Origin of the sequence: Haloarcula rubripromontorii (assembly GCF_001280425.1) — an archaeon.
GTDB classification, from domain to species: domain Archaea; phylum Halobacteriota; class Halobacteria; order Halobacteriales; family Haloarculaceae; genus Haloarcula; species Haloarcula rubripromontorii.
Map to the genome: position 1 here is coordinate 296,981 of NZ_LIUF01000003.1, position 26,741 is coordinate 323,721.

30 protein-coding genes are annotated in these 26,741 nt (G+C 64.6%); 16 read left to right on the top strand and 14 right to left on the bottom strand.

The window, feature by feature from the left end; translation table 11 throughout:
- The first annotated feature begins 57 nt into the window (after positions 1-57).
- The gene (locus tag AMS69_RS11125; RefSeq protein ID WP_053968144.1) at positions 58-852 is read left to right on the top strand and encodes an enoyl-CoA hydratase/isomerase family protein; all 795 of its coding nucleotides are present in this window, start codon (positions 58-60) and stop codon (positions 850-852) included.
- A 148-nt stretch (positions 853-1,000) separates the two neighbouring features.
- Positions 1,001-1,519 (top strand): Lrp/AsnC family transcriptional regulator, encoded by a 519-nt coding sequence (locus tag AMS69_RS11130; protein WP_053968145.1) that lies wholly within the window; start codon positions 1,001-1,003, stop codon positions 1,517-1,519.
- Between the two features lie 58 nt (positions 1,520-1,577).
- Here AMS69_RS11130 and AMS69_RS11135 read toward each other — a convergent pair whose 3' ends face one another.
- On the bottom strand, positions 1,578-1,859 hold the full coding sequence (locus tag AMS69_RS11135; RefSeq protein ID WP_004517945.1) for a UPF0058 family protein: 282 nt from the start codon (positions 1,857-1,859) through the stop codon (positions 1,578-1,580).
- A gap of 71 nt (positions 1,860-1,930) precedes the next feature.
- A complete protein-coding gene (locus AMS69_RS11140; RefSeq protein ID WP_004517946.1) occupies positions 1,931-2,146 on the bottom strand; it encodes a ribbon-helix-helix domain-containing protein in 216 nt (71 codons plus the stop codon).
- A 259-nt stretch (positions 2,147-2,405) separates the two neighbouring features.
- Between AMS69_RS11140 and AMS69_RS11145 the strand changes: the two genes are divergently transcribed.
- Positions 2,406-3,743 carry an isochorismate synthase gene (locus tag AMS69_RS11145; protein ID WP_053968146.1) on the top strand — a complete coding sequence of 446 codons (1,338 nt, stop codon included), beginning with the start codon at positions 2,406-2,408 and terminating at the stop codon, positions 3,741-3,743.
- Entirely contained in the window at positions 3,740-5,518 is a 1,779-nt protein-coding gene (gene menD, locus AMS69_RS11150) for a 2-succinyl-5-enolpyruvyl-6-hydroxy-3-cyclohexene-1-carboxylic-acid synthase (protein ID WP_053968147.1), read from the top strand. The genes AMS69_RS11145 and menD overlap by 4 nt, the downstream gene beginning before the upstream one ends.
- Before the next feature lie 4 nt (positions 5,519-5,522).
- Here the strand turns inward: menD and AMS69_RS11155 are convergent, their stop codons facing one another.
- A complete protein-coding gene (locus AMS69_RS11155) occupies positions 5,523-6,476 on the bottom strand; it encodes a J domain-containing protein (protein ID WP_053968148.1) in 954 nt (317 codons plus the stop codon).
- 34 nt (positions 6,477-6,510) lie between these two features.
- Positions 6,511-6,768 carry a hypothetical protein gene (locus AMS69_RS11160; protein WP_053968149.1) on the bottom strand — a complete coding sequence of 86 codons (258 nt, stop codon included), beginning with the start codon at positions 6,766-6,768 and terminating at the stop codon, positions 6,511-6,513.
- An 89-nt stretch (positions 6,769-6,857) separates the two neighbouring features.
- Here AMS69_RS11160 and AMS69_RS11165 point away from each other — a divergent pair, with 89 nt between their 5' ends.
- Positions 6,858-7,775, top strand: a complete 918-nt coding sequence (locus AMS69_RS11165; RefSeq protein WP_053968150.1) for a 1,4-dihydroxy-2-naphthoyl-CoA synthase — start codon at positions 6,858-6,860, stop codon at positions 7,773-7,775.
- A 21-nt stretch (positions 7,776-7,796) separates the two neighbouring features.
- On the opposite strand, the gene AMS69_RS11170 is transcribed toward AMS69_RS11165, so the two are convergent.
- The 5 genes from AMS69_RS11170 to AMS69_RS11190 are packed head-to-tail and all read right to left on the bottom strand — an operon-like array spanning position 7,797 to position 12,455.
- Entirely contained in the window at positions 7,797-8,147 is a 351-nt protein-coding gene (locus tag AMS69_RS11170; protein ID WP_004517952.1) for a helix-turn-helix transcriptional regulator, read from the bottom strand.
- Between the two features lie 27 nt (positions 8,148-8,174).
- On the bottom strand, positions 8,175-8,912 hold the full coding sequence (locus tag AMS69_RS11175) for an NRDE family protein (protein ID WP_053968151.1): 738 nt from the start codon (positions 8,910-8,912) through the stop codon (positions 8,175-8,177).
- A gap of 48 nt (positions 8,913-8,960) precedes the next feature.
- The gene (locus AMS69_RS11180) at positions 8,961-10,460 is read right to left on the bottom strand and encodes a class I adenylate-forming enzyme family protein (protein ID WP_053968152.1); all 1,500 of its coding nucleotides are present in this window, start codon (positions 10,458-10,460) and stop codon (positions 8,961-8,963) included.
- Positions 10,453-11,499, bottom strand: coding sequence for a mandelate racemase/muconate lactonizing enzyme family protein (locus tag AMS69_RS11185; RefSeq protein ID WP_053968153.1), 1,047 nt, complete (start codon positions 11,497-11,499; stop codon positions 10,453-10,455). The genes AMS69_RS11180 and AMS69_RS11185 overlap by 8 nt, the downstream gene beginning before the upstream one ends.
- On the bottom strand, positions 11,496-12,455 hold the full coding sequence (locus AMS69_RS11190; RefSeq protein ID WP_053968154.1) for a 1,4-dihydroxy-2-naphthoate polyprenyltransferase: 960 nt from the start codon (positions 12,453-12,455) through the stop codon (positions 11,496-11,498). The genes AMS69_RS11185 and AMS69_RS11190 overlap by 4 nt, the downstream gene beginning before the upstream one ends.
- Before the next feature lie 134 nt (positions 12,456-12,589).
- Between AMS69_RS11190 and AMS69_RS11195 the strand changes: the two genes are divergently transcribed.
- The gene (locus AMS69_RS11195; RefSeq protein ID WP_053968155.1) at positions 12,590-14,209 is read left to right on the top strand and encodes a long-chain-fatty-acid--CoA ligase; all 1,620 of its coding nucleotides are present in this window, start codon (positions 12,590-12,592) and stop codon (positions 14,207-14,209) included.
- 157 nt (positions 14,210-14,366) lie between these two features.
- Positions 14,367-16,613, top strand: a complete 2,247-nt coding sequence (locus AMS69_RS11200) for a hybrid sensor histidine kinase/response regulator (protein ID WP_053968156.1) — start codon at positions 14,367-14,369, stop codon at positions 16,611-16,613.
- Positions 16,614-16,721: 108 nt separating this feature from the next.
- Here AMS69_RS11200 and AMS69_RS11205 read toward each other — a convergent pair whose 3' ends face one another.
- The 4 genes from AMS69_RS11205 to AMS69_RS11220 form a co-directional block, all read right to left on the bottom strand.
- The gene (locus AMS69_RS11205; protein ID WP_053968157.1) at positions 16,722-17,156 is read right to left on the bottom strand and encodes a hypothetical protein; all 435 of its coding nucleotides are present in this window, start codon (positions 17,154-17,156) and stop codon (positions 16,722-16,724) included.
- Positions 17,157-17,343: 187 nt separating this feature from the next.
- Positions 17,344-17,646: a hypothetical protein gene (locus tag AMS69_RS11210; RefSeq protein WP_053968158.1), complete on the bottom strand. Its 303-nt coding sequence runs from the start codon at positions 17,644-17,646 to the stop codon at positions 17,344-17,346.
- Positions 17,639-18,655, bottom strand: a complete 1,017-nt coding sequence (locus AMS69_RS11215; protein WP_053968159.1) for a DUF7490 domain-containing protein — start codon at positions 18,653-18,655, stop codon at positions 17,639-17,641. The genes AMS69_RS11210 and AMS69_RS11215 overlap by 8 nt, the downstream gene beginning before the upstream one ends.
- 76 nt (positions 18,656-18,731) lie before the next feature.
- Positions 18,732-19,514: a DUF2797 domain-containing protein gene (locus AMS69_RS11220; RefSeq protein WP_080508826.1), complete on the bottom strand. Its 783-nt coding sequence runs from the start codon at positions 19,512-19,514 to the stop codon at positions 18,732-18,734.
- Between the two features lie 47 nt (positions 19,515-19,561).
- Here AMS69_RS11220 and AMS69_RS11225 point away from each other — a divergent pair, with 47 nt between their 5' ends.
- Positions 19,562-20,017 carry a YbhB/YbcL family Raf kinase inhibitor-like protein gene (locus AMS69_RS11225; protein ID WP_053968161.1) on the top strand — a complete coding sequence of 152 codons (456 nt, stop codon included), beginning with the start codon at positions 19,562-19,564 and terminating at the stop codon, positions 20,015-20,017.
- Positions 20,018-20,023: 6 nt separating this feature from the next.
- Here the strand turns inward: AMS69_RS11225 and AMS69_RS11230 are convergent, their stop codons facing one another.
- Entirely contained in the window at positions 20,024-20,950 is a 927-nt protein-coding gene (locus AMS69_RS11230) for an NAD-dependent epimerase/dehydratase family protein (RefSeq protein ID WP_053968162.1), read from the bottom strand.
- A gap of 117 nt (positions 20,951-21,067) precedes the next feature.
- Here AMS69_RS11230 and AMS69_RS11235 point away from each other — a divergent pair, with 117 nt between their 5' ends.
- From AMS69_RS11235 to AMS69_RS11270, 8 genes are all read left to right on the top strand, one after another.
- On the top strand, positions 21,068-21,721 hold the full coding sequence (locus AMS69_RS11235) for a DsbA family protein (protein WP_053968163.1): 654 nt from the start codon (positions 21,068-21,070) through the stop codon (positions 21,719-21,721).
- A complete protein-coding gene (locus AMS69_RS11240; RefSeq protein ID WP_053968164.1) occupies positions 21,718-22,260 on the top strand; it encodes a tRNA (cytidine(56)-2'-O)-methyltransferase in 543 nt (180 codons plus the stop codon). The genes AMS69_RS11235 and AMS69_RS11240 overlap by 4 nt, the downstream gene beginning before the upstream one ends.
- A 55-nt stretch (positions 22,261-22,315) precedes the next feature.
- Positions 22,316-23,668: a sulfatase gene (locus AMS69_RS11245; protein ID WP_053968165.1), complete on the top strand. Its 1,353-nt coding sequence runs from the start codon at positions 22,316-22,318 to the stop codon at positions 23,666-23,668.
- Positions 23,665-24,222, top strand: coding sequence for a dihydrofolate reductase (locus tag AMS69_RS11250; RefSeq protein WP_053968166.1), 558 nt, complete (start codon positions 23,665-23,667; stop codon positions 24,220-24,222). The genes AMS69_RS11245 and AMS69_RS11250 overlap by 4 nt, the downstream gene beginning before the upstream one ends.
- Before the next feature lie 182 nt (positions 24,223-24,404).
- A complete protein-coding gene (locus tag AMS69_RS11255) occupies positions 24,405-24,572 on the top strand; it encodes a hypothetical protein (protein WP_238378384.1) in 168 nt (55 codons plus the stop codon).
- 174 nt (positions 24,573-24,746) lie between these two features.
- The gene (gene tfe / locus AMS69_RS11260; protein ID WP_004592762.1) at positions 24,747-25,277 is read left to right on the top strand and encodes a transcription factor E; all 531 of its coding nucleotides are present in this window, start codon (positions 24,747-24,749) and stop codon (positions 25,275-25,277) included.
- Complete coding sequence (locus tag AMS69_RS11265) at positions 25,277-25,948, top strand: DUF2110 family protein (protein WP_053968168.1); 672 nt, start codon at positions 25,277-25,279, stop codon at positions 25,946-25,948. The genes tfe and AMS69_RS11265 overlap by 1 nt, the downstream gene beginning before the upstream one ends.
- A gap of 9 nt (positions 25,949-25,957) precedes the next feature.
- The gene (locus tag AMS69_RS11270; protein ID WP_053968169.1) at positions 25,958-26,740 is read left to right on the top strand and encodes a DUF5803 family protein; all 783 of its coding nucleotides are present in this window, start codon (positions 25,958-25,960) and stop codon (positions 26,738-26,740) included.
- Position 26,741 lies beyond the last annotated feature (1 nt).

Genomic DNA, 26,741 nt, shown 5'->3' on the forward strand with positions numbered 1-26,741 from the left:
GTCTGACAGGCGCTGACGGACACCACTGTTATCTTGCCGCCGGTCAAGGGCCAACGTATGGAAGACGCGACCGTGACGCTGTCTGTTGACGACGGGATCGCCACAGTGACGCTGAACCAACCGGAGTCGCGAAACGCGCTGTCGGCAGAGTTGGCCGACGCACTCACCGCGCAGTTTGAAGCGGTGACCGACAGCGACGCCCGGTGTGTCGTCCTGGAGGGTGCGGGACCGGCGTTTTGCGCTGGCGGAGACATCAATGCGATGTTACAGGGCGTGAAACACGAGCGACCGCCGGCCACACAGGTCGAACTGGTGGTTTCGTCGCTCCACGAAGCGATTCGGACCGTCCATAGCTGTCCGCTCCCGGTCGTCGCGAAAATCGATGGCCCCGCCTTCGGTGCCGGCGCAGGACTCGCGCTGGCCTGTGATATGCAGGTCGCAAGCACTGCCGGCCAGATCGGCTTTGGCTTCCGCCAGGTTGGACTGGCGTGTGACTCCGGCGTCTCTTATTTCCTTCCGCGAATCGTCGGCCCGAACAAGGCCAAGGAACTCCTGTTTACCGGCGAACTGCTGGACGCTGAGGCGGCTGCGGAGCTGGGGCTGTTTACCCGAGTGTTCGATGCAGAGACGTTCGAATCGGAGTTGTCTGCGCTTGTCGCGGACATCGCCGCCGGACCGACAGTCGCACTCGGCCATGCCAAGCGGCTGGTCAACCGAAGCCTGGACAGTTCGCTGGAACAGGCACTCGAAAACGAAGCCACCGCGCAGGGTGTCGCTTTCACGACTGCCGATCACGAGGAGGGGACGACCGCGTTCGTCGAGAAACGCGACCCGGAGTTCAAGGGCCAGTAAGTTGATCACTGTAAACGACGCAACCACTGAGTCAACAATCGGTAGTTAGCAGACAGATAATGTCTACGAGTTTTCCAACACAGATTCGACCGGCCATCAGTACCGTGACTGAGCGAGTCTGTCCCTCCGCTGGGACGGGAGCCCCGACATGACCGACGACCCACCGGACTGGGAGTTCAGCGAGCGGGATATGTACATTCTGCGAGAGCTCTCGGCGGATCCCCAGCGGTCGTCCCGCGAGCTTGCGGACCTGCTGGAGTCCGAGTACGACATCGACGTGTCTCACGTAACGGTCAGCGAATCGATACGAGGAATGCGCGATGCGGACGTTTTCCGGGAGACCATCGTCCCGAACGAGGAACTGTTCAATTTCGCACTGTTCGAGTTCAAGTTCAATCCCGAACACTTCGCTGACTCCTGGCACGACGCGATGGTGTCCATCCGGGACGACCGGCACACGCTGTTTTATTTCCTCTCCGACGGTGAATATCAGTGGAAGTCAGTGATGATGTTCCCGAGCCGAACGGCCGAATCGCGGTGGATACACGACTTCTATAAGGAACACGGCGACGTGATTCAGAACGTCCGGAACTCGGTCGTTCACAATGTCCTGAAGTTCAAGACAGATCCGGAGCTGTTCACAGAACTCAACGGGAAGCGGTCGTAGCCAACGGGAGAGACAGATCGAAGTAAAGACGAGAGAACCCGACGCAGGGCCGGCCTGCTTACAGTTTCCGCTCGGCGTCCTCGGCCAGTTCCTTCATCCGCTTGCTGACACGGCCCGCGTCAGAGAATTCGTCTTCGCTCATCGCCGTCGCCAGCGAGTTACCGAGTACGAACACGGCGTGTTTGTGCTCGCTTTTCGACTTGTGGACGTCCGATGGCCGCACGTCGAGTTCCTGGTAGGCGTCGAACAGATCCGGATCGACCGAGTCCATGTCGTCGCGGAAGTACTCCATAATCGTCACCATCTGCTCGTGTAGTTCGAGAAGCTCGTCTTTGTGCATGGCTACAGTATACGGTGGCACGTCTATAAGAATTGCTTGAGAAGGGATACCAGACGCTCACGCCTGTATTTTCAGAAGACGTACTCGTCGTCGTGGCCCATCATGCCGTCTTCTTCGAACCCTGGCTCCTCGTCTTCGTCCTGTGGTCCGGAGGTTTTGTACGCCTTGAGCCCGGTCGACAGGAGGTCCTCGATGGCTTCCTCGCGGTTGAGGAACTCGCCTTTTTCGACGAGCTGCGCGATCTGCATCTCCAGGTGTTCCGGGATATTGATCTCTACCTTAGGCATCGCAACATAGGGGGCTTCGACTATGCCCTATTTAAACTTGACGGGGGTATGTTCGGAGATTGCAGAATTACAATTGTAGAACTGAGAGAGGAAGTTCGTAAACTCAGATATTAATTTCCGCGAATCGGAATCCAGGTCCTGTCACGTCGCGTGGCAGGTCAGAACGGCGAGAAATCGGCGGCTCCAAGTGGCGGTCCGATTGTGTACGGAATCGAGCGTATAGTTAGGCTCAAAGGTGCGCAATCCTAAGGCATGGCTGATGGAACCACTGCGTGGTGACGGGACGACGGTTGGTGAGACAACGGTCGTCGCACGCGGGTGTCGCCTCGACGATGCACCGGTGCGAGCGGTACTGGAGACAGACGCTCGCCCCCGGTTCTTCTGGGCGGCCGGTACAGAATCAATCGCAGCCCGCGGGAGCGCGGCAACCGTGACTGCCGACGGGCAGTCGCGGTTCGACGATGTGCGGACAGCGCTCGAAGCGCTGTTCGATGACTGCTCAGTTCCCGACAGCCTTCCGAGCATCGCTCGCCCGCGAGCGTTCGGTGGGTTCGCTTTCCACAACGGAACACACGAAGGGGAGGACTCTCCCTGGGATGGGTTCCCCAGCGCGGCGTTTTTTCTCCCCGAGATACAGGTGACAAGGAGGGACGACGACGCCTGGCTCACGGCGGTCGCGACAGGCCCCGAGGCTGCGACAGAAGCCGAGGCGCTACTGGGGAAGTGGCGCGACAGGCTAGCCACAGACATCGAACCCGGGCCGGGCACCCCGCCCGGAATCTCACACCGGGAGCGCACGCCAACACAGGCGGGCTGGCGCGAGCAGGTGTCGGCCGCCCTCTCCAGCGTCGACTGCGGCGACCTCCAGAAGGTCGTCCTCGCACAGAGCCTCAGGGTCGCGCTGGAGACCGACCTGTCAGTCCCGGACGTGATGGCCCGCTTGTCCCAGACGTACCCGGACTGCTACCGGTTCATGCTGTCGCCCGAGGCCGGCGGCACCTTCTTCGGAGCCACGCCGGAGCGGCTGGTCTCGGTCCGCGGCCGAACCGTCCGGACAGAGGCGCTAGCCGGCTCGACGGGCCGGGGCGACACGCCCGCCGAGGACGAGTGGCTCGCCGCCGAACTCCTCGACAGCGAGAAGGACCGCCACGAGCAGAAGCTCGTCGCCGACGCGATACGCGACCAGCTGGAGCCGTTCGCCTCGACGGTCCGCATCGGCGACCGGACCGTCCGTCGGCTCGCCACCGTCCAGCACCTCCGGACCTCGATCACGGCCGAACTCGGGACCGACGAGCACGTCCTCTCGCTCGTGGAGGCGCTCCACCCGACGCCGGCCGTCGGCGGCCTGCCGCCGGACGCCGCGTTGCGGACGATTCGCGAGACCGAGGCGTTCGACCGCGGCTGGTACGCCGCCCCTATCGGCTGGGTCGACGCCGCCGGCAACGGGACCTTCGCCGTCGGCATCCGCTCGGCCGTCGCCACGGAACGGGAGGCGACCCTGTTCGCGGGCGCGGGCATCGTCGCGGACAGCGACCCCGACCGCGAGTGGGACGAGGTCCAGCTCAAGTACCGGCCGATGCTGGACGAACTGGAATGACGGCTCCGAACGTCAACACGCTGTGGGCGGAGACGCTCGTGGGCGAACTCGTCGCTGGCGGCGTCGACGCGGCGTGTCTCTCGCCCGGCAGCCGCTCGACGCCGCTGACGGTGGCGTTCGCCGAGCATCCCGATATCGAAGTGTTTTCCCACCTCGACGAGCGGTCGGCGGCCTTCTTCGCGCTGGGACGCGCTCGACGAACCGGCGAACCGACGCCGCTGGTCTGCACATCGGGAACCGCTGCGGCGAACTACCACCCGGCGGTCATCGAGGCGAACCAGTCGGGCGTCCCGCTGCTCTTACTGACGGCGGATCGCCCGCCCGAACTCATCGACAGCGGGGCCAACCAGACCGTCGACCAGGAGAAACTCTACGGCGACGCTGTCCGGTGGTATCAGGACATGCCCGAACCCGAGGCCGAGCCACGGAAGGTGCGGATGCTTCGGACCACTGCGGCCCGCGCGCTCGCCGAAAGCACCGGCAGCGACCCCGGGCCGGTCCACCTGAACTGTCGGTTCCGGAAACCGCTGGAACCGACACCGATGCCTGAGGACGACCCGGCGGGCGTTCCGGCCGACTGGGCGGGCGGTGACAAGGCGGCCGAAACCGGCCGTGACGGCCCGTTCGTCTCGACGAGCGAGGGCGTCGCCACACCGGACGAGCAGACGGTTCGTCGGGTTCGAAAGTCGCTCCGGACCGCCGAACGGGGCCTCGTAGTCGCTGGTCCCGCCGATCAAGGGCTCAGCGCAGAATCGCTTGAACGGCTGGCATCAGCAACGGGCTTTCCCGTCCTCGCGGACCCGCTGTCTGACCTGCGCTTTGGCCCCCACGTCGACCGCCTCGACCTGCCGGTCTGTGGCGGCTACGACGGCTATCTCGGAAGCAGCGGCGTCAGTGAGTGGGACGACCCCGACGTGGTCGTTCGCTTCGGCGCGTCGCCGACCTCGAAGCCGCTGCGTCACTACCTCCGGGACGCCGACTGCCAGCAGTTCCTCGTCGACCCGGCCGGCGGCTGGTCGGAGGCCGAATTCACGGCGACAGACCTGCTCGTCGCTGATCCCGACGCCACCGCGGACGCGCTCGCGGCGGAGCCGTTGGATGGCGTGTCGGAGTCGTGGCGCGAACAGTTCGCCAGGGCTGAGCGGGTCCACTGGGACGCCGTCAACGATGCTGCCGCCGAAACCTACTGGGAGGGGGGCGTCCTCGCAGACGTGGCGGCACTGGCCCCTGACCCGGCCACGCTGTTCGTCTCAAACAGCATGCCGATACGGGACATGGACCGCTTCGGGCGGCCCCGCGACGCCGACCTGACCGTGCTGGGCAACCGCGGTGCTAGCGGTATCGACGGCATCACCTCGACGGCGCTCGGGGCCGGCAGCGCGACCACAGACCCGCTCGTGCTCGTCACCGGCGATCTGGCGTACTATCACGACATGAACGGCCTGCTCGCGCTCGGGCGCTGTGGCGTGGACGCGACGGTCGTCCTGATAAACAACGACGGGGGCGGCATCTTCCACATGCTCCCAATCGAAGACCACCCCACCTTCGAGTCCCAGTTCCGGACGCCACACGGCCTCGATTTCGAACCCACGGAGGCGCTGTATTCGCTTGAGTTCGAGCGGGTTGCCGACCGCCGGGAGTTCCGCGAGCGATTCGGCGAGTCAGTCCGAAGCGATGGGACACAGGTCATCGAGGTCCAGTTCGACGCCGGCGACAGCCACGCAGTCAGAGACCGGCTTGCCGAACAGGTCGCCGAGACCCTCGCTGGCGACTAACTTTTCAGAGCCGCAACACGGACGCCGTCAGGAGCGACAGCCCGAACGGGAGCCACGTTCCCGACAGCGCGAGCGCCCCAATGAGCGAGAACGCACTGATGTTTAAGACCACCAGCAGCACCGCCGTCGTCAGACTCCAGCTCCCAAACACCAGAATCGCAATCGTGGGCTCAGACTGGAGGTAGCCGATCATGAAGAGCGTACAGACCCCGATTGTCAAGTTGACCCACAGCGGGAACGCCGGTAGCAGCGCGCTGAACAGCAACACCGGGTAGAGTGCGAAGGTGATCCCGAACAGCGTGAGCTCCCGGCCGGTGGGCATCTCCAGGAGCGACCCGCGGGACGGCGTGCCGGTCTGGCGAACGGAGTATGTGGCCGACGAACTCCAGGTGGCCCCGCTGCCGTCGTTGTCGCTGAAGTCGCTGGTCCCAGCGGTCCCGGAGCGCCGGGTCGACCCTGCGTTCGACGCGGCCGCCGTCCCGCTGGTCGCATCGGTCGACTGTTCGTCGCTCGACGACCCATCGGTGTCGGTCGTCGAGCGGTCGGCTCTGTCCTCGGCGACGCGCTCCCTCGCAGCCCGTTCCCGTCGTTCTCGCTCCCGGGCGCTTGTCCGAGACGTGGCCTGACCAGCGCTTGCTTCGGTCCGGTCGCTACCTGACGGAGATCTGCCGTATCCCGCCCGCTGTGCCGCTTCGGCCACGTCACTGCTGTCCGCGTCTGCTATATTTCTCTCGCCCGCAACGTAGGCGTCGTGACCGAGCCGGTCGTATCGCGCTCGCTCGTCCTCGTCGGTGAGTACGTCCCGGGCTTCGATGAGCCGCTGTGTCGCCTCGCCGGCGTCAGCAGCGTCGCTCACGTCGGGGTGTGTCTCCTTCAGTCGTTCCCGATAGGCCGTTTCGATAGCCGCCGTCGACGCGTCAGTTGAGACGCCCAGTACCTCGTAGAACGTCTCGCTCATACCGGCCGAACCACCCGTCTGCGGCTCTGTTCGGTCACTCGTCTTCCACGCCTCCGTCGGTCTCCGCGCCGCGGTCGGACGACTCCCGGTCCCGTGCGAGTCGTTCAAGCGCCGTCGCGATGCGTTCAAGCGTGAACACGAACCGCACGATTAGATACAGGACCCAGGGGACAACGGCCACTAGCAGCCCGAGGAGAATCTGCTGGACAATAAGCAGGCTGTACAGGACGATAGCTACGGAGAGGGCTGCCAGTATCCCTATCGCCGCTTTTCTGTTCGGGTTGGAGGGCATCGCTAGCCCGTTCACGCCCGCGGAACCAAAGCGTTTGCTCCCGCGTGGATACGAGGAATCTTTTTGCGAGGGCCGTCCCGAGCCACGGTATGGTCTCTGAGCTATTCGACCCGGAGCGGTGGACCGCCATCGACCGGTTTGACTTCACCGACATCACCTATCACCGCTCGACCGACACGGGCGCGGTCCGCATCGCCTTCGACCGGCCGGAGAAGCGCAACGCCTTCCGGCCGGAGACGGTCGACGAACTCGCGACAGCGCTGGATCACGCCAAGCGCCAGACCGACGTTGGCTGTGTCCTCCTGACCGGGAACGGTCCCTCCGAGAAGGACGGCGGCTGGGCCTTCTGTTCCGGCGGGGACCAGAGCATTCGAGGTGAAAGTGGCTACGAGTACAGCGGGTCCGAAGAAGCAGCTGAAAGTGACGGTGTGGAGGATGACGCCCCCGAGAACGTCGGCCGGCTTCACATCCTCGAAGTCCAGCGCCAGATTCGCCACATCCCCAAGCCCGTCGTCGCCGTTGTTCCGGGGTGGGCCGTCGGCGGGGGGCACTCGCTGCACGTCGTCTGTGACCTCACGCTCGCCAGCGAGGAACACGCGAAGTTCCTCCAGACGGACCCCGACGTGGGGAGCTTCGACGGCGGCTTCGGTTCGGCGTATCTCGCCCGACAGGTCGGCCAGAAGAAGGCCCGCGAGGTGTTCTTCCTCGGCAAGACCTACGATGCTGCGGAAGCCGCCGACATGGGGATGGTCAATGACGTGGTGCCCCACGAAGATCTGGAAGACACCGCTATCGAGTGGGCCGAGCGAATGAACGAGAAGTCACCGACGGCGATGCGGATGCTGAAATACGCGTTCAATCTCGACTCAGACGGCATGGTCGGCCAGCAGGTGTTCGCCGGCGAGGCGACACGGCTGGCGTACATGACCGACGAGGCTCAGGAGGGGCGGGACGCGTTCAACGAAGGGCGCGACCCGGACTTCGACGACGTGCCGTGGCACTACTGACTCACGCCACCTGCCTGTCGGTCAGTCCTCGTAGGCGAGGGTCATGACCCACTGCGAGAAGGTGTCGTCGTGGGGGTCGACTTCTTCATCGCCGATAAACGGCGAGAGCTGGTCGCCGGCCATCAGGAGCGAGAAATCGAGGTCGCGGGCCGCAGGCGTCAGGTAGTACGTGTTGTGTCCCTCGTACACCGTCTCCTCACGCTGAATGAGGTCCTTCTCGAACAGGGACTCGACGATGCGACTCCCCTTTCGCGAGGAGACGTCGAGTTCCTTCCAGAAGTCGCTCTGGTGGATGCCACCGGACTCCCGAATCAGTTCAAGCCCGGCCCGCTCGCCATCAGAAAGGTCCGCCTCCGACGCTGCTGAACTCATGTATTACTCATACCGTGAGTCGGCCGCTTAAATCTGACCTTCGACCGGGCGGTACGGCGTCCGGCATGGCGGCCCGGCCGCGTGCTGATACTCGTAGTCGGCACCCAGTGTGATAAGCGACGACGACCGCGTCCCGAATCCGTCACCGTGGACGCAGACGCCGTACTCGTGGTCGCTGATGGTCTCGCCCGCGCGATCTATCCACTCGGCGGCGGCCTCGCCGGGTTCCGGCACCATGGCCTCGTGTAGCCGGGCCGCGTTGGTCGCCTGCGCCTCGCCGTCGTCGGGCCGACGCGATGGAATCCGGTAGTCGCCGTCCGCGCCGACGTTGACGACGACGTGGACGCCGGGCTGGAAGTTCCGGACCGCGAGCTGACCGTCCCATTCCAGCAGCACGGCGGCGTTCTCGTCTGCCAGCAGAAGATTGAATCCCGAGTATTCGGCCTCTCTGGTCGCCTGTTCGACAGCGCGGGCGGCTGACTCCGCGCTCTCGTGACTCAGCGCGTCCCGGACGAGCAAGCCGCGTGAGCGCTCGCCGGCAAGATCAGTGTCGAGCCAGCGGTTCGTCACCGCTGCCAGCAGGCCGTGCTCGTTGTAGCCGATCCACGTCCCGTCAGCTTCCTCGTCGGCGGGTGCGACGACGCGACTCCCCCAGTGGCGCTGCCGCGGCGGCTGTGACGGCCTATCGAGTCGCTCGTCGCGGTTCGCCGCGACCGCGACCGGCGTGCCGTCGAAGACCTGCCACGCGAGGACGATTGTACACACGGGACCACGTAGGCTACCGACGGGCAAAACGGCTTGGCTCGCGGAGGCTCACCCGGGCCGCTCGTGGGCGTCGCCCGCTGTGAGCCGCGACCGGACGGCCTCGCGGTCGACGGTCCCCGAGGCAGTCCGCGGAAGCGCGTCGTCGACTCGAACTGTCTTCGGGACTTCGTACGGGGCGAGTCGCTCGGCACAGTGGTCGCGAACCGCCGTAGGCGATACGTCCCCAACGACCAGTGCGGCGACCTGCTGACCCCACTCTTCATCCGGAAGGTCCACGACGGACACGTCCTCGACCGCGGGATGGTCCCGGACCGCCGCGGCAACCGTGTTCGCGTCGACGTTCTCTCCGCCAGTCACAATCTGGTCGTCGACGCGGCCCTCGACCCAGAGGCGACCGTCGGCGTCGCGGTAGCCGAGGTCGCCCGTCCGGAACCCGAACTCGCCGAACGCCGCGCCGTCGCCGCCCAGGTAGCCCGGCGTCACCGTGGGCCCGTCGACGGCTATCTCGCCGGGTTCGCCGGGGCCACAGGGCTCCCCGTCGGCGACGACCGTCACCTCGGTGAACGCGAGCGGCTGGCCGACGGTGCCGGCGTGCTCGAAGGCGGTCTCGGGCCGTGCGGTCGCTATCTGGGACGCTGTCTCGGTCATCCCGTAGGTTGGACAGACCGGCACGCCCCGCTGCCGACAGCGCTCGATAAGTGCCTCGCTGGCCGGCCCGCCACCGAGGAGGACGAACCGGAGCGAAGCCGGCGGTTCCCAGTCGGCGTCCAGTAGCCGCGAGAGCATCGTCGGCACCAGCGAGACGCCGGTCACCGACCGGTCGGCGATGACTTGCCGGGTCCCGTCGGCGTCGAATGAACGCTGGACGACGACCGTCGTACCGTACAGCGCGCTCCGGACGAACGGGGCCAGCCCGCCCATGTGGTAGGTCGGCAGGCAGACGAGCCAGCGGTCCGTCGGCAGGACGCCCAGCCGGTACGACGACGCGACGGCGCTGGCGACGAGGTTGCCGACGGTCAGCCGGACGCCTTTCGGCTCGCTCGTGGTCCCCGAAGTAAAGATGACAAGTTGGGTGTCCGTCCGAGAGAGGCGCGCCGGCGTCACGTCGGCCCTTCGGTTGGGGCCTGCCCCGTCCGGCCGGACCGGCAGGTCCGCCACCGAAACGACCGGGCAGGTAGCCGTCTCCGCGGCGAGGTCACGCGTCGACGGCCCACAGACCAGCAGGTCCGCATCAACCGTCGAGAGCTGACTCCGGAGCGTCGCCGCGTCGAGTTCGACGTGCAGCGGCGCGAGCGTCGCGCCCAGTCGCATCGTTGCGAACAGGAGCGTCCCGACTGCCGGCCGCGTCGGCAGGAGCGCCGCGACGGTAGCGTCCGTGCCGTCGAGTCGCCGGTCGAGGTCGGCAGCCACCGAATCGACGGCGGCATCGAGTTCGCGGTACGTCGTCTCGTCGCCTGCGTCCGCCGCAACCATCGCCGTCCGGTCGGGCGTGGCGCTCGCCCGGTGGGTCACGAGGTCTTTCGTCGGCCACTCGACGGGGTCACGCATCGGTCTCCACCTCAGTCGGGTCGATGCCGAGGCCGGCCGACTGGGGGACTGACATCGACCCGTCAGTCACCGTTGTCGGGTCCGGTGCGAGGTCGGCCGCCAGTCGGTCGCCGGTCGCCAGACCACACGCGGCCACGTCGGGAATCGCGGCGGCGACGTGCAGCGCCGCGAGACGGGCGACAACGGCGTCGATAGTCGTCGTGACAACCGGTTCAACGCCCTGTTCGCGGGCCCGGAGCGCCAGCGTGTGGGCGTTGCCGGGGCCGCCGAGTACCATCGGTTTCAGTATCAATACATCGGCCGCGTCGGCGTCGAGTACGCTATCGACCCGGCGGCCGACGAGCGACTCGTCGAGCGCGATACCGACGCCGTTGCCCCGAAGCTCGGCGTGGCCGGTGAGGTCGTCGGCCGGGAGCGGCTGTTCGACGTAACTCACGTCAAGTGGCGCGAGGCGGTCGATGGCGTCCGCGGCCTCCTCGTGAGACCACGCGCCGTTGGCGTCGGCTCGCACTGTCACGTCCTCGTCGACGCGCTCTCGGACGGTCCGAACACGCTCGATATCTTCGTCGACGGTTCGTTTCCCGACCTTGAGCTTACAGCAGTCGTAGCCGGCCGCGACCGCCCGCTCGACGGCGGCGGCCGTCTCGTCCGGAGGCCCGTCGCCGACCGTCGCGTTTACCGGGACGCGATTACAGTGCCTGTCGGAGTCGAACCACTGGTACAGCGGCACGCTGTCGGCTTTGGCGTCGGCGTCCAGTAGCGCGGTCGCGAAACCGTGCCGCGCGGCGGGAACCGACGCGGCGTCCAGCGAGAGGAGGACATCCGTGTGCCCGCCGTCGGCCGCGACCGTGGTAGCGTCGTCGAGTCCGCGTTGGCAGTCGTCGAGCGACTCCGTCCAGCCCGGGAGTGGCGTAGCCTCACCGACGCCGGTTTCGCCGCGGTGGTCGTAGCGGACGACGAACCCAGAGCGCTGGCTGATAGTCTCGCGGGCGGTGACGAGCGGACCCGACAGGGGGAGCGAGAACGGGTCGACGTTCATAGTAGCTGTGGGACCGCGAGCCCGAGCGCGAACAGGACGGAGTGGGCGAACAGCGTCTGGCCGACCCGTTCGAGCGTCGGATTCAGCGCGTCACCGCCGGTCTGTGTGAGGACTGTTTTCGAAATCGTCGCCGCCAGTGGCAGGGTCAACAGCGGAGCCAGTGCTGGCAGCCCGTACTGGCTGTTGATGGCGAAGACGACAGGGACGACGTAGGCCATCCCGACCAGCAGGAGAAATTCGACGCGACTCCATCCGTAGCCCATATAGACGGCCAGCGTCTTCTTGCCCGCGGCGCGGTCCGTCTCGCGGTCGCGGATGTTGTTGACGACCAGAATCGCGGTCGACAGGCCGGCCGCCGGGAGACTTGCCGTGATAGCGGCGGCAGTGACCGACCCCGGCGGGAGTGTCATCGGGAACGTGCCGATGCCGCTTGCGCTCGCAACAGCCTGCACGTAATATGTGCCGGTGACCGCGATGACGCCGAAGTAGACGAACACGAACAGGTCGCCCAGACCGCGGTAGCCGTAGGGGAACGGTCCGCCGGTGTAGAGAACCCCGGCGGCGATACCCGAGAGACCGACGACGACGATAGGAAGACCCCCGACGGCGACGAGATAGACACCGATGACGACGGCGAGCCCGTAGGTCGCTATCATCGCCCGCTTGACCTCGTCGGCGTCGATGAGGCCGCCAGCGGTCACGCGGGTGAACCCCTCGCGGTCGTCGGTGTCGGCCCCCTTCACCGCGTCGTAGTAGTCGTTCGCGAAGTTCGTTCCAATCTGGATGAGCAGCGCACCTACCAGCGCTGCGACTGCCGGCAATAGGGCGAAGACGCCGGCGTGGACCGCCAACCCCATCCCGACGATGACCGGCGCGGCCCCGGCAGGCAGTGTCTGTGGCCGCGCGGCCATCACCCACGCCTGCCGCTTCGAAACGTCCGCCGTCGCTGTACTCATTGGAGAAAACTGGGGACGCTATCCCCAAAGCGACTGTGGTTCGACAGACACCCGAAATATGACCCGTTCTGAGACAGCAAGATCAGGGGTGTATCACAACCACTTTATCATGATTAACCATACGATAGCCTGAGATGCATAAGCCACTGCTTACCACGGATTTTCTCGACCGTGCGCGGGAATACTACGGGGACAAAGAGGCTATCGTCGCTACGACCGGCGAGCGCTTCACATACGACGAATTCGGAGAGCGAGCCGACGGGTTCTCGGCGGCGATGGCCGCCCGTGGCATCGAGAAGGGGGACCGGGTGGCCGTGCTGGACCCGAACACGCACTACCAGCTCGAAGCGGCCTACGGGACCATGCAACTGGGCGCGGTCCACACGCCGCTGAACTACCGGCTCGTGCCGGACGATTTCGAATATATTCTCTCGGATGCTGAGGTCGACGCCGTCTACGCGGACTACGAGTACGCCGAGAAGATAGAGCCGATCCGCGACGAGGTGCCCACCGAAATTTTCGTCACCAACGACACGGACGCCGTCGACGGCGACTGGGAATCATTCGACGAGATTATCGAGGAGGCAGGGACCGACTACGAGCGCCCCGAGATGGACGAGGACGACCTCATCACCATCAACTACACGTCGGGGACCACCGGCGACCCGAAGGGCGTCTGCCGGACCCACCGTACCGAAACGCTCCACGCTTACATCGTCGCGCTCCACCAAGAGATCCGCGACGACGACGTGTACCTCTGGACGCTCCCGATGTTCCACGTCAACGGCTGGGGCCACATCTTCTCGGTCACCGGCATGGGCGCGAAACACGTCTGTACCCGCGGCGTCGACGCCGAGGGCATCTTCGACGCCGTCAGGACCGAAGACGTGTCCTACCTCTGTGGCGCGCCGACGGTGCTGAACATCCTGGCGGACCGCTACGACGACCACGACGGCAACATCGAGACGACCGGTGCCAACGACGTGCGTATCGCGACGGCCGGCAGCGCGCCGCCGGAAGCCGTCATCCGGACTGTCGAGGACGAGTTCGGCTGGTATCTGAAACACGTCTACGGTGCGACCGAAACCGGCCCGCTTGTCACGACCTCCGACGCTCGCCGCTTCTTCGAGGACGGTAGCGACGCCCGGTTCAGCGTCAAGAAGCGCCAGGGCATCGGCTACCTCGGAACGGACGTCCGTGTCGTCGACGAGGACGGGAACGACGTGCCACACGACGACGAGACGCTTGGGGAGGTCGTCGTCCGCGGCAATCAGGTGATGGACCGCTACTGGAACAAGCCCGAACAGACCGAGGAGGCCTTCTCGGACCGCGTCGAGGGCTACTACCACATGGGTGACCTCGCGACGGTCGACGAAGACGGCATGATCGCCATCCGCGACCGCAAGAAGGACATCATCATCTCCGGCGGCGAGAACATCTCCAGCATCGAACTGGAGGACACGCTCTACGAACACGACGCCGTCAGCGATGTCGCGGTCATCCCCGCGCCGAGCGACGAGTGGGGCGAGACCCCGAAGGCCTTCGTCGTCCCGAATTCGGGCGATCCCGACAACCCCGGTGTGACAGCCGAGGACCTCCGGACGTTCACCCGCGAACAACTGGCGACCTACAAAGTCGTTCGTCGGGTGGAGTTCGTTGAGGAACTGCCAACGACAGCGACCGGGAAAGTCCAGAAGTACGAACTCCGCGAACAGGAGTGGGAAGACGAGGACGAGATGGTCGGCCAGGGGTAGCGACCCGCGCCAGCCACACAGAGGTGTAGATTAGGGATACCTACGCGAGCCTATGATAACACACGTCGGTCGTAAATAACGTGGATGTGTTACCTTCCGATTCCAGAGACGGTCTTTTAACTCAGCGACCTGTAACGTGTGACAACTAGCCAAACCTATGACGCATATTGCTGCCCCGATCCGTATTCTTCACGTCGATGATGAGCCGGGGTTTGCCGACATGACGGCGACGTTTCTCGAACGCGAGGACGACCGGATAGACGTCCAGACTGCGACGAACGCCACAGCGGGGCTGGAGATTCTGGCCGACACCGACATAGACTGTGTCGTCTCTGACTACGATATGCCCGAGCGGAACGGCATCCAGTTCCTCGAAGCCGTTCGCGAGGGGTACGATTCTCTGCCGTTCATTCTCTACACTGGCAAAGGCTCAGAGGAGATAGCCAGCGACGCGATTTCGGCCGGCGTCACCGATTACCTGCAGAAAGAGAGCGGCACGGACCAGTACGCGGTGCTCGCGAACAGAATCACGAACGCTGTGGAGTCCCAGCGAGTCAAGCGAGAGCGGAACCGCCAGCTCGATGCCATCGAAACCGCACAGGAGGGAATCAGCATCCTCGACGAGGACGGGCGGTTCATCTTCGTCAACGAAGCGTACGCGGACCTCTATGGCTACGATCCGGCTGAAATGCATGGACGGCACTGGGAACTACTGTATCGAGAGGCGGATATTCCTCGCATCTACAGCGACATTATCCCGGCTGTCGAGGAGAACGGCTACTGGACGGGCACGACGATTGGACTCCGTGCCGATGGAAGTACGTTCACTGAAGACCACGTGCTCGCGCAAACCGACCGTGGTGAACTGGTCTGTACTGTCCGTGATATCTCCGACCAGCGAGACGGTGAACAGGAACTCTCCCGGATCAAACGCGCTATGGACGAGGCACCTATCGGTATCGTGATCACCGGTCCCGAACAAGAAGATACGCCGATAATCTACACTAACCGTCGGTTTCTGGCACTGACCGGCTACACAGAGTCGGAGGTACTCGGCCGAAACTGCCGGTTCCTGCAGGGCGAGGCGACCGAGTCCGAGTCGGTCGATGCGATGCGGACAGCCATCGACGAGGAGGAGCCCGTGTCGGTCGAACTCCGGAACTACCGGAAGGACGGGACCATGTTCTGGAATCAGGTGACTATCGCCCCTGTCCGCGACGACGACGGAACGGTCGTCAACTACGTCGGATTCCAGCAGGACATCACCGAGCGAAAGGAACACGAATACCGCCTGAAAGCTCTCAGTGAGTCGGCCAAAGACTTGCTCCGGGCTGACACGCGCGAGAACGTCGCCGAGATCGGCGTCGAAACGGCGCGCACTGTACTGGGACTCGAAGCGAACACGATTCACCTCTTCGACGAGGACGAACGGACTCTCGAACCGGTCGCCGCCTCCGACGCGATATATGAGCTGATAGACGAGTTGCCGACCTTCACACCCGGGGAGAGCATTGCGTGGCGCGTCTACCAGTCCGGCGATGCTCTGGCCGTCGACGACGTCCATACTGACCCGGACATCTACAACCCGGACACGCTGATCAAAAGCGAACTGTATCTTCCGCTTGGCGAGCATGGCATCCTGCTGGCCGGCTCGGAGACGGCCGCGGCGTTCGACCAGCGGGATGTCGTCCTCGGAGAGATTCTGGCCGGACATGTCACCAGCGCGCTCAAACAGGTCAAAGGGACCGAACAGTTACGCGACCGTGAACGGGTCCTCGAACAACACAACGACCGGCTCGAAACGTTCACCAGCGTCGTCTCACACGATCTCCGGAATCCGCTGAACGTCGCCCAGGGACGGCTCCAGCTGGCACGCGAGCAGTGTGAGAGTGAGCATCTGGCCGCTGTCGAGCGAGCACACGAGCGGATGGACACGCTGCTGACTGATCTGCTCACGCTGGCACAGGACGGTGAGACCGTCACCGACCGCGAACCGGTCGCGCTCGCGTCGCTCGCCGAAAACTGCTGGAAGACTGTCGAAACGGCCGATGCGACACTCATCACCGATATCGACCGGACCGTCTTGGCAAACGAAAGCCGCCTGAAGCAGTTGTTCGAAAATCTCGTTCGGAATGCGGTCGAACACGCCGGGACGGACGTGACAGTAACAGTCGGGGCGGTGGACGACGGGTTCTACGTCGCCGACGACGGCCCCGGTATCTCCGAAGACGAGCGAGAGACAGTGTTCGAAGCCGGCTACTCGACGAGCCCGGAAGGAACTGGGTTCGGACTCAGTATCGCCCAGGAGGTCGCGTCGGCACACGGCTGGGAGATCAGCGTTCGAGACAGTGCCGATGGTGGCGCACGGTTCGAGATTACCGGCGTCTCGTTTTGCACCTCGTAGCGACTGGGGACGCGTCCGTCTGGGGTCTCGTTGGCACCCGTTCGAATGGCCTCGCCGCCCCGCCGCTGCTCGGTGTCGTTCGCTAAACCGTCAGCAAACTGCGTTCCGTTAGTCTTCGAGCGCGTCGGCGATGCGGTCGAGCGACCGTCGCATGTCGTGGACTTCGTCCCGGAGCTTTCGCATCTCGCGCGTGAGTTCCTCGTTGTCGCTGCCGCCCGATTCCTCGTGCTGCCCTGGCGGGCCGCCGCCCATGCCGCCGGGGCCGCCCGGACCGGGGCCACCGGGGCCGCCGCCCATCATGCCGCCCATCATCTGTGCGAATGGGTTACCGCCGCCCATGCCGCCGGGGCCGCCGCCACCGCCCATCATCTCTTCCATTCGCTCTTCGCGGCTCATCTCTTCGCCGTCACCCTCGCCTTCTTCGCGCTCCTCGGCGCGCTGCTGTCGGATCTCCTCGACCCGCTCGCGGAAGGACTTCTCCTCGCCGCCTTCCTCGGTCGCGTCCGCAGATTCGTCAGCGTTGTCAGGTTCATCGTCTGCCATACGCCCGGTTTTGGTTGGGCCGCTGAAAAGGGTTGTCGTCCCGAGATAGTCCGTGTATACGGTCGGTCAGCGAGCAACGCCAATCCGGAGAATCGCGCCGTCGTCGGGTGACTGGCTCGCGAAGTTTCGGACTTGGATTACTGAAACGTCGACTGTGGGTGCCTGATACGGCTGGTGACAGTCCGTCTCAGGCGAGCCGTCGGACCAGCACCGAGAGGCCCAGCCCACAGGCGAGCACCACGGCGAGGTTGAACGCCGCGTTGAACAGCGGCCGGTACCTGTCGGTGACGAACGTATCAATCGCTGACGACGCGGAGAAGTAGAACTGGAGTGTCGCGATGAGCGCCACGAGCGTGAGAATAACGAACACTGCCCACTGTGCGTAGATCGCTATTGCCGGTCCGGTGTCGTCGTCCGGTTCGTCGACAGCGTCGCCGGTCTCTGCGCCGGTATCCTGTGCCACTGCGTCGGTGGTGGAGGTGTCACTCATTGGTCTGTCTCCGTGTGATGAGGAGGCCGCTTGCGAGGACGGCAATCAGGCCGAGTAGCGCCGTGAAGCCGGGACCTTCCCCGGCCGCGGTCTGCTGTGGTCCGTCCATCTCTCGTTCTTCGGGCCGGTCCTGCTCGAAATCGCTAGACTGGAAGCCGACTTGCTGTCTGGTTTCGTTCTCCTGCAGACGCTCCGTCGGATGGAGGTTCGCCGGGGAACTCTCGGTCCCGACGATGACGCCGTCAGAGAGCAACATCCCGTCAAGCCAGTAGTTGTAGTCGTCAGGCACCGTCAGTTGCGTTCTGACAATCTCCGTTCGGCCGGGGCGAATCTGGCCGACCCGAACGGTCGACTCGTCGGCGATGACGTTCGAGTCGGCCTGCCGCGCCCGGAGGCGTAGCGAGAGGTCATCAGACGGACTGTTGCCGGCGTTCGTGACGTACACCGAGACGTTCAGGGTCGTCTGGTTGTTCGAGACGCTGTCAATCCGGTAGGTGATGGAGTCCAGCGGGACGCCGGCGTTCTCGAACCGCTGGAAGGTCACGGTACTGCGGGCGTACGCCGGTGTGAGGGCGTCGACGTTCTGGACCGACTGCTGACCGGTCTCGACGCGGTTACCGTCCTCGTAGACGATTGTGTCGATCCGATAGCCGCCCGCCCGCTCGACTGTGATGTTCGACCGCACCGATACTTCTCGTTCCCCTTCGATTGTGCCGACTGACTGCCGCGTCGTCGTCGCGACGAGGCCGGTGTCCGCGTCGATGGCCCGCGTCTCCACGGTGACGTTCTCGGCTGGGCCGCCACGGTGTGAGAGGCGGGCGTCGATGGAGAGCGTCACCGTCTGGCCGTCGACCGACGCCGGTTCGATGGTCGTCTCGCGGAGGTCGAGATAGCTCTCGCGAACGTTGTCTTCGGGTTCGGAGAGCGCGCCGGGGACCGCTGTTGCACCGATGAGCATGGTCAGGACGACCACGACCACGCCACCGGTCAGGAGGGTTTCACGTCGCACACGAGGATGGCCAACAGCCGCCATTAAATGTCTTCTGTACTTCAAATGCAGATTACAGCGACGGCAGTCTCCGGCGTTACCCGAACGCGCCGAGGCTCGACTGCAGATCCCGGTCGGTTCGGCCGTCTATGAGTTCGTAGCCGACGAGCTGGCGGAGGTCCACGGCGTAGATGCTGCCGTTGTTCGCAAGCACGGCGACTCGTCCTTTCGTCCCTCGGACGGTCCCTGTCGCCAGGGTTTCGGCCATCGGTCGGTCCGACAGAGTCAGACCGTACTCGAAGTCGTAGGTCGCAAGCGGGTCGTAGCGCTCGCACAGCGATGCCCACCAGTCGGTGTCGACGGACTGGTCGAAGCCAGATATTTTCGTGGGGACCCTGACCCGGTCCCCCAGTTCGGCGGCAATGTCGGCCTCGACTTGCCGGGCGATGCGGCCGTCGGCGACGGTCCGGAGGTGGGCGGCCCTGTCGGCCCCCTGCTCGCGGAGCCGCGTCTCCAGCCGCCAGGAGCGAGTGACGCCGACCTTGATGATATCGGGCGCGAACGCCGCCAGATACACCGCGTGTTCCTCATCGCAAGTGTCGAGTGGTTTGTTGCAGTCCCCGGTACAGCGGGCACACGGCCAGATGTCGGTGTGTTCCGGGCAGTACGGCGCGGGGTCGTTGTCACAGCGGAAGTGGCGGTCGCCGTCGACTGCACCGGCACAGTGGCGCTCGCCGAGCGTGTACGAGAGTTCGGTGTCCGGGTCCAGTCGCTCAGTGGTCACGCTCCCGTTCTCGGCCAACAGGAGCGCGGCGTGTTCGTCGACCCGCGCACGGTAGCCCACGACCTGCACGTCCGGCGCTTCGGTGCGGAGCCGCAAATGGCTGCCGGGACGATTTTTTGTGCTTGGCTGTCATATTCCCGGACATGCCAGAGCTACACCTCCGAAGCCCGGCGTTCGATGACGGTGACCGTATTCCCGAGGAACACGGCTATTCGGCGGCGAACACGAACCCCCCGCTGGAGGTCGAGAACGTCCCGCCGGACGCGTCGTCGCTCCTCCTCATCGTTGACGACCCCGACGCCGAGGAACCGGCCGGAAAGGTGTGGGACCACTGGCTCGTCTGGAACATCCCGCCAGATGTCGGCCGGATTCCGGAGGGATGGGTGCCTGACGAGGCGACAGAGGGACAGAACGACTTCGGCGAGGTGGGGTGGGGCGGTCCGAGTCCGCCCGACCGGGAACACACCTATCGGTTCCTCCTGTACGCGCTGGATACGACGCTCGACCTCTCCCCGGCAGCAGACAAAGATGACGTGTACGACGCGGCCAGCGGCCACGTCGTCGAAAAGGCACAATTGAACGGTACGTATCCGGCCTAAGCCGCCTCAGAGTTCTTCGAGCAGTTCGCGGGTCGACTGCCGTACCGCGTCGTCGCTCGACTGTTCGGGTTCCCAGCCGAGCGCTGAGAGCTTGTCGATAGAGAGGCGCATCCGCGGCACGTCGCCGGTCCAGCCGCGGTCGCCGCCGGTGTACTCGTACTCGGGGTCGATATCCATCTCGTCGGCGACGATGCTGGCGATGCGGTCGACCGAGGTGGTCGTCCGCGTGCCGAGGTTGAACACGTTGTGGTCCCTGTCGGCGTGTTCGACGGCGAACAGCATCGCGTCGATGCACTCGGAGATGTGCATGTAGGATTTCTCTTGGCGGCCGTCGCCGAGAATCGTCAGCGTCGACGGGTCCTCGGTGAGTTTCTCGATGAAGTCGGGAATGACCGCCCCGCGCAGGCGCGGGCCGACAATGTTCGCAAACCGGAACACCCACGACTGGATGTCGTGGCTGTGGGCGTACGTCGAGACGAGTGACTCCTCGGCGAGTTTCGTCGCGCCGTAGACGCTGATCGGCTCAAGCGGCGCGTAGTCTTCCGGTGTCGGCCGCGGCGCTTCGCCGTATACTGTGGACGACGACGTAAACACCAGATTCTCGACGCCAGCGTCCTGCATTCGTTCGAGGATGTTGTACGTGATGTCGCTGTTGTCCTCGAACTGCCGGCGGGGCGTGTCCGTATCCACCAGTTTCGACGCCGCGAGGTGGACGACGAGGTCGACATCGCTCGTGATGGCCTCGGCGACGACATCGGAATCAGTGAGGTCACCATCTAGATAGGTTGCGTCCTCATGAACCCATTCGGATTGTCCGCTCGCTTCGTTGTCGACGACCAGTACGTCGTTGTCCGGAACGAGGCGCTCGACCAGATGTGACCCGATAAAGCCCGCCCCGCCGGTGACGACTATTCGCTTCTCTGATACGTCCATAGTTGCGATGTTTCGTATGCGAGGTAAAACGTTGCGGTCGCGGCCGATTCCAGTGGAGACGGTAGCCACGTAACGGATGACAACGTCGTTTTATAGCTTCCCCTGTGAGAGTCGGCTATGACTCGATTCACTCGCCGCGGCTTCCTCTCGGCGACGACTGTCGCTCTCGGCGCGCTGGCCGGGTGTGTCGGTGGCGGTTCCGAGTCGGCCGGAACGGAGACGCCGACCCCCGCACCGGGCCAACCGCTCTCGACGCCGGTCGCGGGCGACCCCGAGGCTGACGTTACGGTCGCGGTGTACGAGGATTACGCCTGTCCGCACTGCGCGACCTACTCGGAGTCTGTCTTCCCAGAGGTTCAGGACGACTACCTCGCTGATGGAACCATCCGCTACGAGTTCCACGACTTCCCGATACCGGTCGACGAAGAAGTATCGTGGCAGGCCGCAAGCGCCGCGCGTGCCGTACAGGACACCGTCGGCGACGACGCCTTCTTCACCTACTCCAAGCGCCTGTTCGCAAACCAGACCCAACTGGGGCCAGACACCTACGCCGACCTGACGGAGGGACTGGACGTCGACGGCGAGGCTATTCGAGCGGCTGCGACGGGGGAACTGTACCGCCCAACGGTCTCCGGCGACCGCGAGGCCGGTATCGACCGGGGCGTTCAGGGAACACCAGCCGTGTTCGTCAACGGCGAGCAGGTCGAGTGGAGCGAAATCGCCTACGAGCCCGTACGGGCAGCTATCGAAGCGGCACGGAGCGACGAATGAAGGACTCGCCGCAGGTGACGGTGCTTCGGCTGGGCCACCGGCCCGGTCGGGACGAGCGGATGACGACCCACGTCGGGCTGACCGCACGCGCGCTCGGGGCCGACAAGGTCGTGCTGGCAAACGCCGCCCGCAATCAGGCCGACACCGTCATCGACATCACCGACCGGTTCGGCGGCCCCTTCGACGTGGCCTCGACGGAGGAGCCAAAGCGGCTCATCCGCGATTTCGAGGGTCGCGTCGTCCACCTGACGATGTACGGCGAGCCGGTTCAGGACATCGAGGCCGATGTTCGCGAGGCCCACGCCGAAGACCCGCTGCTGGTCGTCGTCGGCGCGGAGAAAGTCCCCTTCGAGGTGTACGAACACGCTGACTGGAACGTCGGCGTCACCAACCAGCCACACTCCGAGGTCGCCTCGCTGGCCGTCTTCCTCGACCGCCTGTTCGAGGGCCGGGAGCTGGACCGCGAGTGGGAGAACCCCGACAGGGTGGTCGTCCCGCAGGAAACCGGCAAGCGGGTCGTCGACCCCGACGAGGAGTGATACCCACGCAGTTGTGCCGCGGGCCTTTTACCGCTCGACGCTAACTCTCGCGCAGATGTCGCGTCACAACGTGTTGCTCGTCGTCGCCGACAGTCTCCGCGCCCGGAACACCTCCGTCTTGGGCTATCGGCGGGAGACCACGCCTTTCCTCGACGCCTTCGCCGAGGAGGCGACGGTGTACACGCAGGCTCGCAGCCCGAGCAACTGGACCGTCCCCAGCCACGTCAGCCTGTTCACGGGCCACGAAACCCACGAACACGGCGTCGACCACACCGCGAGACTCGACGCCGGCCACACAATCTTCGAGGAACTGGCAGCAGCGGGCTATGACACGGGATTGTTCTCCGACAATCCGTTCCTGACCGACCACGAATCAGGACTCGATGACGTGTTCCAGACGGCTGTCGGCTCGCCCGAACAGTACGATTCGGCCTACGAGACCAACGGCTCGCTGGGCGACTGGCCGAACGGCTTCTGGTACGCCGACCGGACGCTCGAGTGGATCTCTGAGCGGGAGAGCGACTGGGCAGCCTGTATCAATCTAATGGACACCCACCGCCCGTACGAACCGCTTCCCGAGTACGACGAGTGGAGCGACGAACGCTCCCGCGACATGCAGGAGTCGATGGGATTCAAGTGGCACTGGGAGTTCCTCTCCGGGAATCTCTCGCTTGGCTTTGCTGGCATTCTCGAACAGATATACGACGGCGCAGTCCGGCAGGCAGACGCCATCTTCGAGACCCTGATCCGCGGGCTGGACGAGCAAGGTGCCCTCGACGATACGCTGGTCGTCTTCGCCGGCGACCACGGCGAGGGCTTCGGCGAGCCAACGGCGATTCCTTCGGAGCCGCCGGCGGTCAGCCATCGCATCGGAACACACGACACAATGTACCACGTCCCGCTCGTCGTCCGCGCCCCCGGCCAGCGCGAGGGACACCGCGTCACCGATCTGGCGACCCTCAGCCGATTCCCAGACGCCGTCCGCGCGATGGCGCTCGGCGACGGCAACGCCGACGGCCCGATGTTTGCGTCGCCGAACGGGACTGTCGTCGCGTCACAGGCCCCCATCGGCCCGGCGATGCGCGAGGAAGCCGAACGGGTCTGTGGGGACGCCGCTCCGTTCGCAAAACACGCCAGACTGGTCTATCACGACCGGCCCGGCGACGAAGTGCGAAAACGGGCGGCGTGGGGCGACAGTGCCCACGAATCCATCATCAAAGGCTGTGGCGGCACAGCCGAGGATAGCGATATCGATGCCGCCATCGTCCAAGATCACTTCGACAGCGACCGGTACACCGACGTGGATATTGCGACGCCGCTCGACGGCTACACCGAGTTCGAGGATGCGTCCGACACGCAGTTTGCCGGGGACCTCGACGAGCGACTGGAGGCGCTGGGATACAAATGACGACGATACCCGACACCGAACTGGTCCTCGTGGTCGCCGCCGACGAGAACAACGTCATCGGCCTGGATGGTGGTGTCCCCTGGCACTACCCGGAGGACGTGCGTCAGTACAAGGCCCGCATCGCCGGCCACCCTATCATCCTCGGCCGGCGGACGTTTGAGTCGATGAAGCCTATTCCGGACTGCTACACCGTCGTCCTGACCAGCGACGACAGCCGGAGTGCCAATTCGGAGACAGTCGAGTACGCCACGACGCCTCAGATCGCTGTCGAAGCCGCCGCCCGCGCCGGTAACACCGAGGCGTTCGCCGGTGACAGCGCGGGCACAGGCGACTCGCCGCCTATCACTTACGTCATCGGCGGCGAGGCGGTGTACGACCTGTTTCTCCCGTTCGCTAGCCGGGTTTTCCTCAGCCGCATCCACGAACGCAACGAGGGCGACCGGTATTTCCCGGATATGGGTTCAGAGTGGACAGAACTGTCCCGAGAGTCGTACGACGGGTTCGATGTCATCGAGTACAAGCAGGCGTCGCCACGGCCGCTTGACGACCTATGACCGTTCACGGATAAATCAGGCGACCCGGAACTGTCCGTGGTTTGAAAACCATAGCTGTTAAAGTAATCCAACTGACTACTATTCGGCAGCAACTCGCGATGCTAGACAAAATCAAAAAATCTGTATCAAACGTACTCTCGGGTGGGAAGCAGCAGTCAGACACCGGACCACAGGCCGGAACAGTGAGTGATAAACGCATTCAGGCTAGCTCTGCCGGCGACGACGGTGCGGATGCGACCGGGGAACCCGAATCGAATCTCTACGAGTGTCCGTCCTGTGACTCCGTCTTCGTCGCTATCGACAAAGAGACGTGTTCCTCCTGTCGGACGCCAGTCGAACGGATCGAATAGCGGAGTGTAGCTGTTGGTACGGTTTCAAGAGGTGGCGGAAACCATTGCTCACCGCCGCTGTTGCTGAACATCGGGCACGAGAGCGCTCCGAACCAGCAGCACGGTCCCGGGCGTCGGCGTTCGAGAGAGGACGACCCGATGGTTTTAACCACGTGACTCCCGGATGTGCGGGTAATGGCTTTTGAGGAACTCTTGGAGGACCCCGTCATACAGAAGTACCTCCACGAGCTGGTCGGACCGAAAGGGATGCCGGTCGCCGCCGCGCCGCCGGACGGCGAAGTGACCGACGAGGAACTGGCCGAAGAGCTCGGGCTCGAACTGAACGACGTGCGCAGAGCGCTGTTTATTCTCTACGAGAACGACCTCGCGACCTATCGTCGACTCCGGGACGAGGATTCCGGATGGCTCACGTACCTCTGGACGTTCCAGTACGAGAAGATCCCCGAACAACTGCAAGAGGAGATGCACCGCCTGCTTGACGGCCTCGAAGAGCGCCGCGAGTACGAGCGGGAAAACGAGTTTTACCTCTGTGAGCACTGTGGCATCCGCTTCGAATTCGGCGAGGCGATGGAGTTCGGCTTCGAGTGCCCCGAATGTGGCAATCAGGTCGAGACGATGGAGAACACTCGTCTCGTCACCGCGATGGAGAACCGCATCGAGGAGCTCAGAGACGAACTGAACGCCGACGTGGACGTGGAAGCCTGATGGTCGTTCTCGGTACAAAAGTGTACGTCGCCGGCGACGCCCGGGACCGTACGCTCGACGGACTGCGCTCGATGGTCGGCAACGAACTCGGCGACCTCGATGTGGAGTACGACATCGGCCTCCGGGACGACGAGTTCCCGTCGGTGACCGTCGACGGCCCCGACGAGACCGTGGCACGGAACCTCCTCCGCGAGGAGTTCGGCGAGCTGGTCGCCGACCACGAAGAGGGAGAGACGTATGTTGGCACGCTCGACAGCTGGGACGAGGACGGCTTCGTTCTCGATGTCGGATTCGGCCAGACGGTCCGGATTCCGGCCGAGCAGCTCGGTCTCGGGCAGGGGACGCCGACACAGATACGTAAGCGCTTCGGGCTGGTCCAGCACCTCCCGCTCCGGTTCGTCGCCGGCGACCCGCCGCGGCTGGCCGACGAGGAGCGGGACCGGCTCTACGAGTGGACCCGCGGCAACGGCCGCATCAACGCAAACAGCGTCACCCGCTCGGAGGCGCGTGCGACTGTCAACCGCGCCGGCCACGCACAGGATATCGTCACTGTCGAACGTATCGGCCTGTTGGAACAGAGCATCATCTGCAACCCGGACACTGACCCGCCGGGACTGCTCGCCGATATCGGGCAGTACATGCCGTCGGAGCTACTGGCAATCGTGCCCTGATTTCGAGCTATGAAACGCCGCCACCTCCTGTTGGTCGCCGTGCTCGCACTGGTCGCCCTCTCGGGCTGTACCGGCTTCTTCGGCTCCGAAGAGGTCGACCCGGAGCGGCTGAACGAGAACGCGAGCTACGACTGGAACACCGCTGCTGACGGGACCATCGTCATCGAGGAGTCGAAATACACAGCCGTCTACGCCGTCGAAAACGAGACGACGTTCGACGTGTACACCGTCGACGGCCTCGGGCGCGAGCGGAGCGTCCCTATCAGCGCGCTCCGGTTCAGATATCCCAACGGGACGGTCGTTAGCGCAAACGAATCTTCGCTGAGTGCCTCGGAGACTCGCCAGCGAACCACTATCTCCTTCCCGGGGAACGTCTCCGGAAAAGTGGGGTACTCAGTTGGGCGGACCGGCAAGCGCTTCGCCTCTCCGACACTCGGCGGGGAGGGCTCGTACACGGTCGTGCTCCCGCCCAACACGGGGGCCGGGATACCGTTCCTTTCGCGGATCAGCCCCGGCGGCTACGAGTCCGAGACCGTCGACGGCCAGCAGGTCATCCGCTGGGACGAGGTGAGCTCCGATCAGATTATCGTCCGGTATTACCTCGACCGTGACCTGTGGCTGTTCGGCGGCCTGTCGGCCATCGCCATCGTCATCGGCGTGGTGGGAACGCTGTACTACTACCGACAGCTACAGGCGGTGATTCGCCGACGCAAGGAGGCCGGTATCGACCTCGAAGAAGAGGACGGCGACGACGACCCGCGGGACCGCGGTCCGCCGCCAGGAATGCGCTGAG

What these genes read in the sequence shown, in the direction of transcription:
- AMS69_RS11125 (WP_053968144.1), top strand. Translation starts at nt 58, where the DNA reads ATGGAAGACGCGACCGTGACGCTGTCTGTTGACGACGGGATCGCCACA.
- tfe (WP_004592762.1), top strand. Translation starts at nt 24,747, where the DNA reads ATGGCTTTTGAGGAACTCTTGGAGGACCCCGTCATACAGAAGTACCTC.
- AMS69_RS11185 (WP_053968153.1), bottom strand. Translation starts at nt 11,499, where the DNA reads ATGAACGTCGACCCGTTCTCGCTCCCCCTGTCGGGTCCGCTCGTCACC.
- AMS69_RS11245 (WP_053968165.1), top strand. Translation starts at nt 22,316, where the DNA reads ATGTCGCGTCACAACGTGTTGCTCGTCGTCGCCGACAGTCTCCGCGCC.
- AMS69_RS11265 (WP_053968168.1), top strand. Translation starts at nt 25,277, where the DNA reads ATGGTCGTTCTCGGTACAAAAGTGTACGTCGCCGGCGACGCCCGGGAC.
- AMS69_RS11140 (WP_004517946.1), bottom strand. Translation starts at nt 2,146, where the DNA reads ATGCCTAAGGTAGAGATCAATATCCCGGAACACCTGGAGATGCAGATC.
- AMS69_RS11190 (WP_053968154.1), bottom strand. Translation starts at nt 12,455, where the DNA reads ATGAGTACAGCGACGGCGGACGTTTCGAAGCGGCAGGCGTGGGTGATG.
- AMS69_RS11130 (WP_053968145.1), top strand. Translation starts at nt 1,001, where the DNA reads ATGACCGACGACCCACCGGACTGGGAGTTCAGCGAGCGGGATATGTAC.
- AMS69_RS11145 (WP_053968146.1), top strand. Translation starts at nt 2,406, where the DNA reads ATGGAACCACTGCGTGGTGACGGGACGACGGTTGGTGAGACAACGGTC.
- AMS69_RS11160 (WP_053968149.1), bottom strand. Translation starts at nt 6,768, where the DNA reads ATGCCCTCCAACCCGAACAGAAAAGCGGCGATAGGGATACTGGCAGCC.
- AMS69_RS11155 (WP_053968148.1), bottom strand. Translation starts at nt 6,476, where the DNA reads ATGAGCGAGACGTTCTACGAGGTACTGGGCGTCTCAACTGACGCGTCG.
- AMS69_RS11180 (WP_053968152.1), bottom strand. Translation starts at nt 10,460, where the DNA reads ATGCGTGACCCCGTCGAGTGGCCGACGAAAGACCTCGTGACCCACCGG.
- menD (WP_053968147.1), top strand. Translation starts at nt 3,740, where the DNA reads ATGACGGCTCCGAACGTCAACACGCTGTGGGCGGAGACGCTCGTGGGC.
- AMS69_RS11135 (WP_004517945.1), bottom strand. Translation starts at nt 1,859, where the DNA reads ATGCACAAAGACGAGCTTCTCGAACTACACGAGCAGATGGTGACGATT.
- AMS69_RS11235 (WP_053968163.1), top strand. Translation starts at nt 21,068, where the DNA reads ATGACTCGATTCACTCGCCGCGGCTTCCTCTCGGCGACGACTGTCGCT.
- AMS69_RS11240 (WP_053968164.1), top strand. Translation starts at nt 21,718, where the DNA reads ATGAAGGACTCGCCGCAGGTGACGGTGCTTCGGCTGGGCCACCGGCCC.
- AMS69_RS11210 (WP_053968158.1), bottom strand. Translation starts at nt 17,646, where the DNA reads ATGAGTGACACCTCCACCACCGACGCAGTGGCACAGGATACCGGCGCA.
- AMS69_RS11195 (WP_053968155.1), top strand. Translation starts at nt 12,590, where the DNA reads ATGCATAAGCCACTGCTTACCACGGATTTTCTCGACCGTGCGCGGGAA.
- AMS69_RS11225 (WP_053968161.1), top strand. Translation starts at nt 19,562, where the DNA reads ATGCCAGAGCTACACCTCCGAAGCCCGGCGTTCGATGACGGTGACCGT.
- AMS69_RS11270 (WP_053968169.1), top strand. Translation starts at nt 25,958, where the DNA reads ATGAAACGCCGCCACCTCCTGTTGGTCGCCGTGCTCGCACTGGTCGCC.
- AMS69_RS11170 (WP_004517952.1), bottom strand. Translation starts at nt 8,147, where the DNA reads ATGAGTTCAGCAGCGTCGGAGGCGGACCTTTCTGATGGCGAGCGGGCC.
- AMS69_RS11165 (WP_053968150.1), top strand. Translation starts at nt 6,858, where the DNA reads ATGGTCTCTGAGCTATTCGACCCGGAGCGGTGGACCGCCATCGACCGG.
- AMS69_RS11230 (WP_053968162.1), bottom strand. Translation starts at nt 20,950, where the DNA reads ATGGACGTATCAGAGAAGCGAATAGTCGTCACCGGCGGGGCGGGCTTT.
- AMS69_RS11200 (WP_053968156.1), top strand. Translation starts at nt 14,367, where the DNA reads ATGACGCATATTGCTGCCCCGATCCGTATTCTTCACGTCGATGATGAG.
- AMS69_RS11205 (WP_053968157.1), bottom strand. Translation starts at nt 17,156, where the DNA reads ATGGCAGACGATGAACCTGACAACGCTGACGAATCTGCGGACGCGACC.
- AMS69_RS11250 (WP_053968166.1), top strand. Translation starts at nt 23,665, where the DNA reads ATGACGACGATACCCGACACCGAACTGGTCCTCGTGGTCGCCGCCGAC.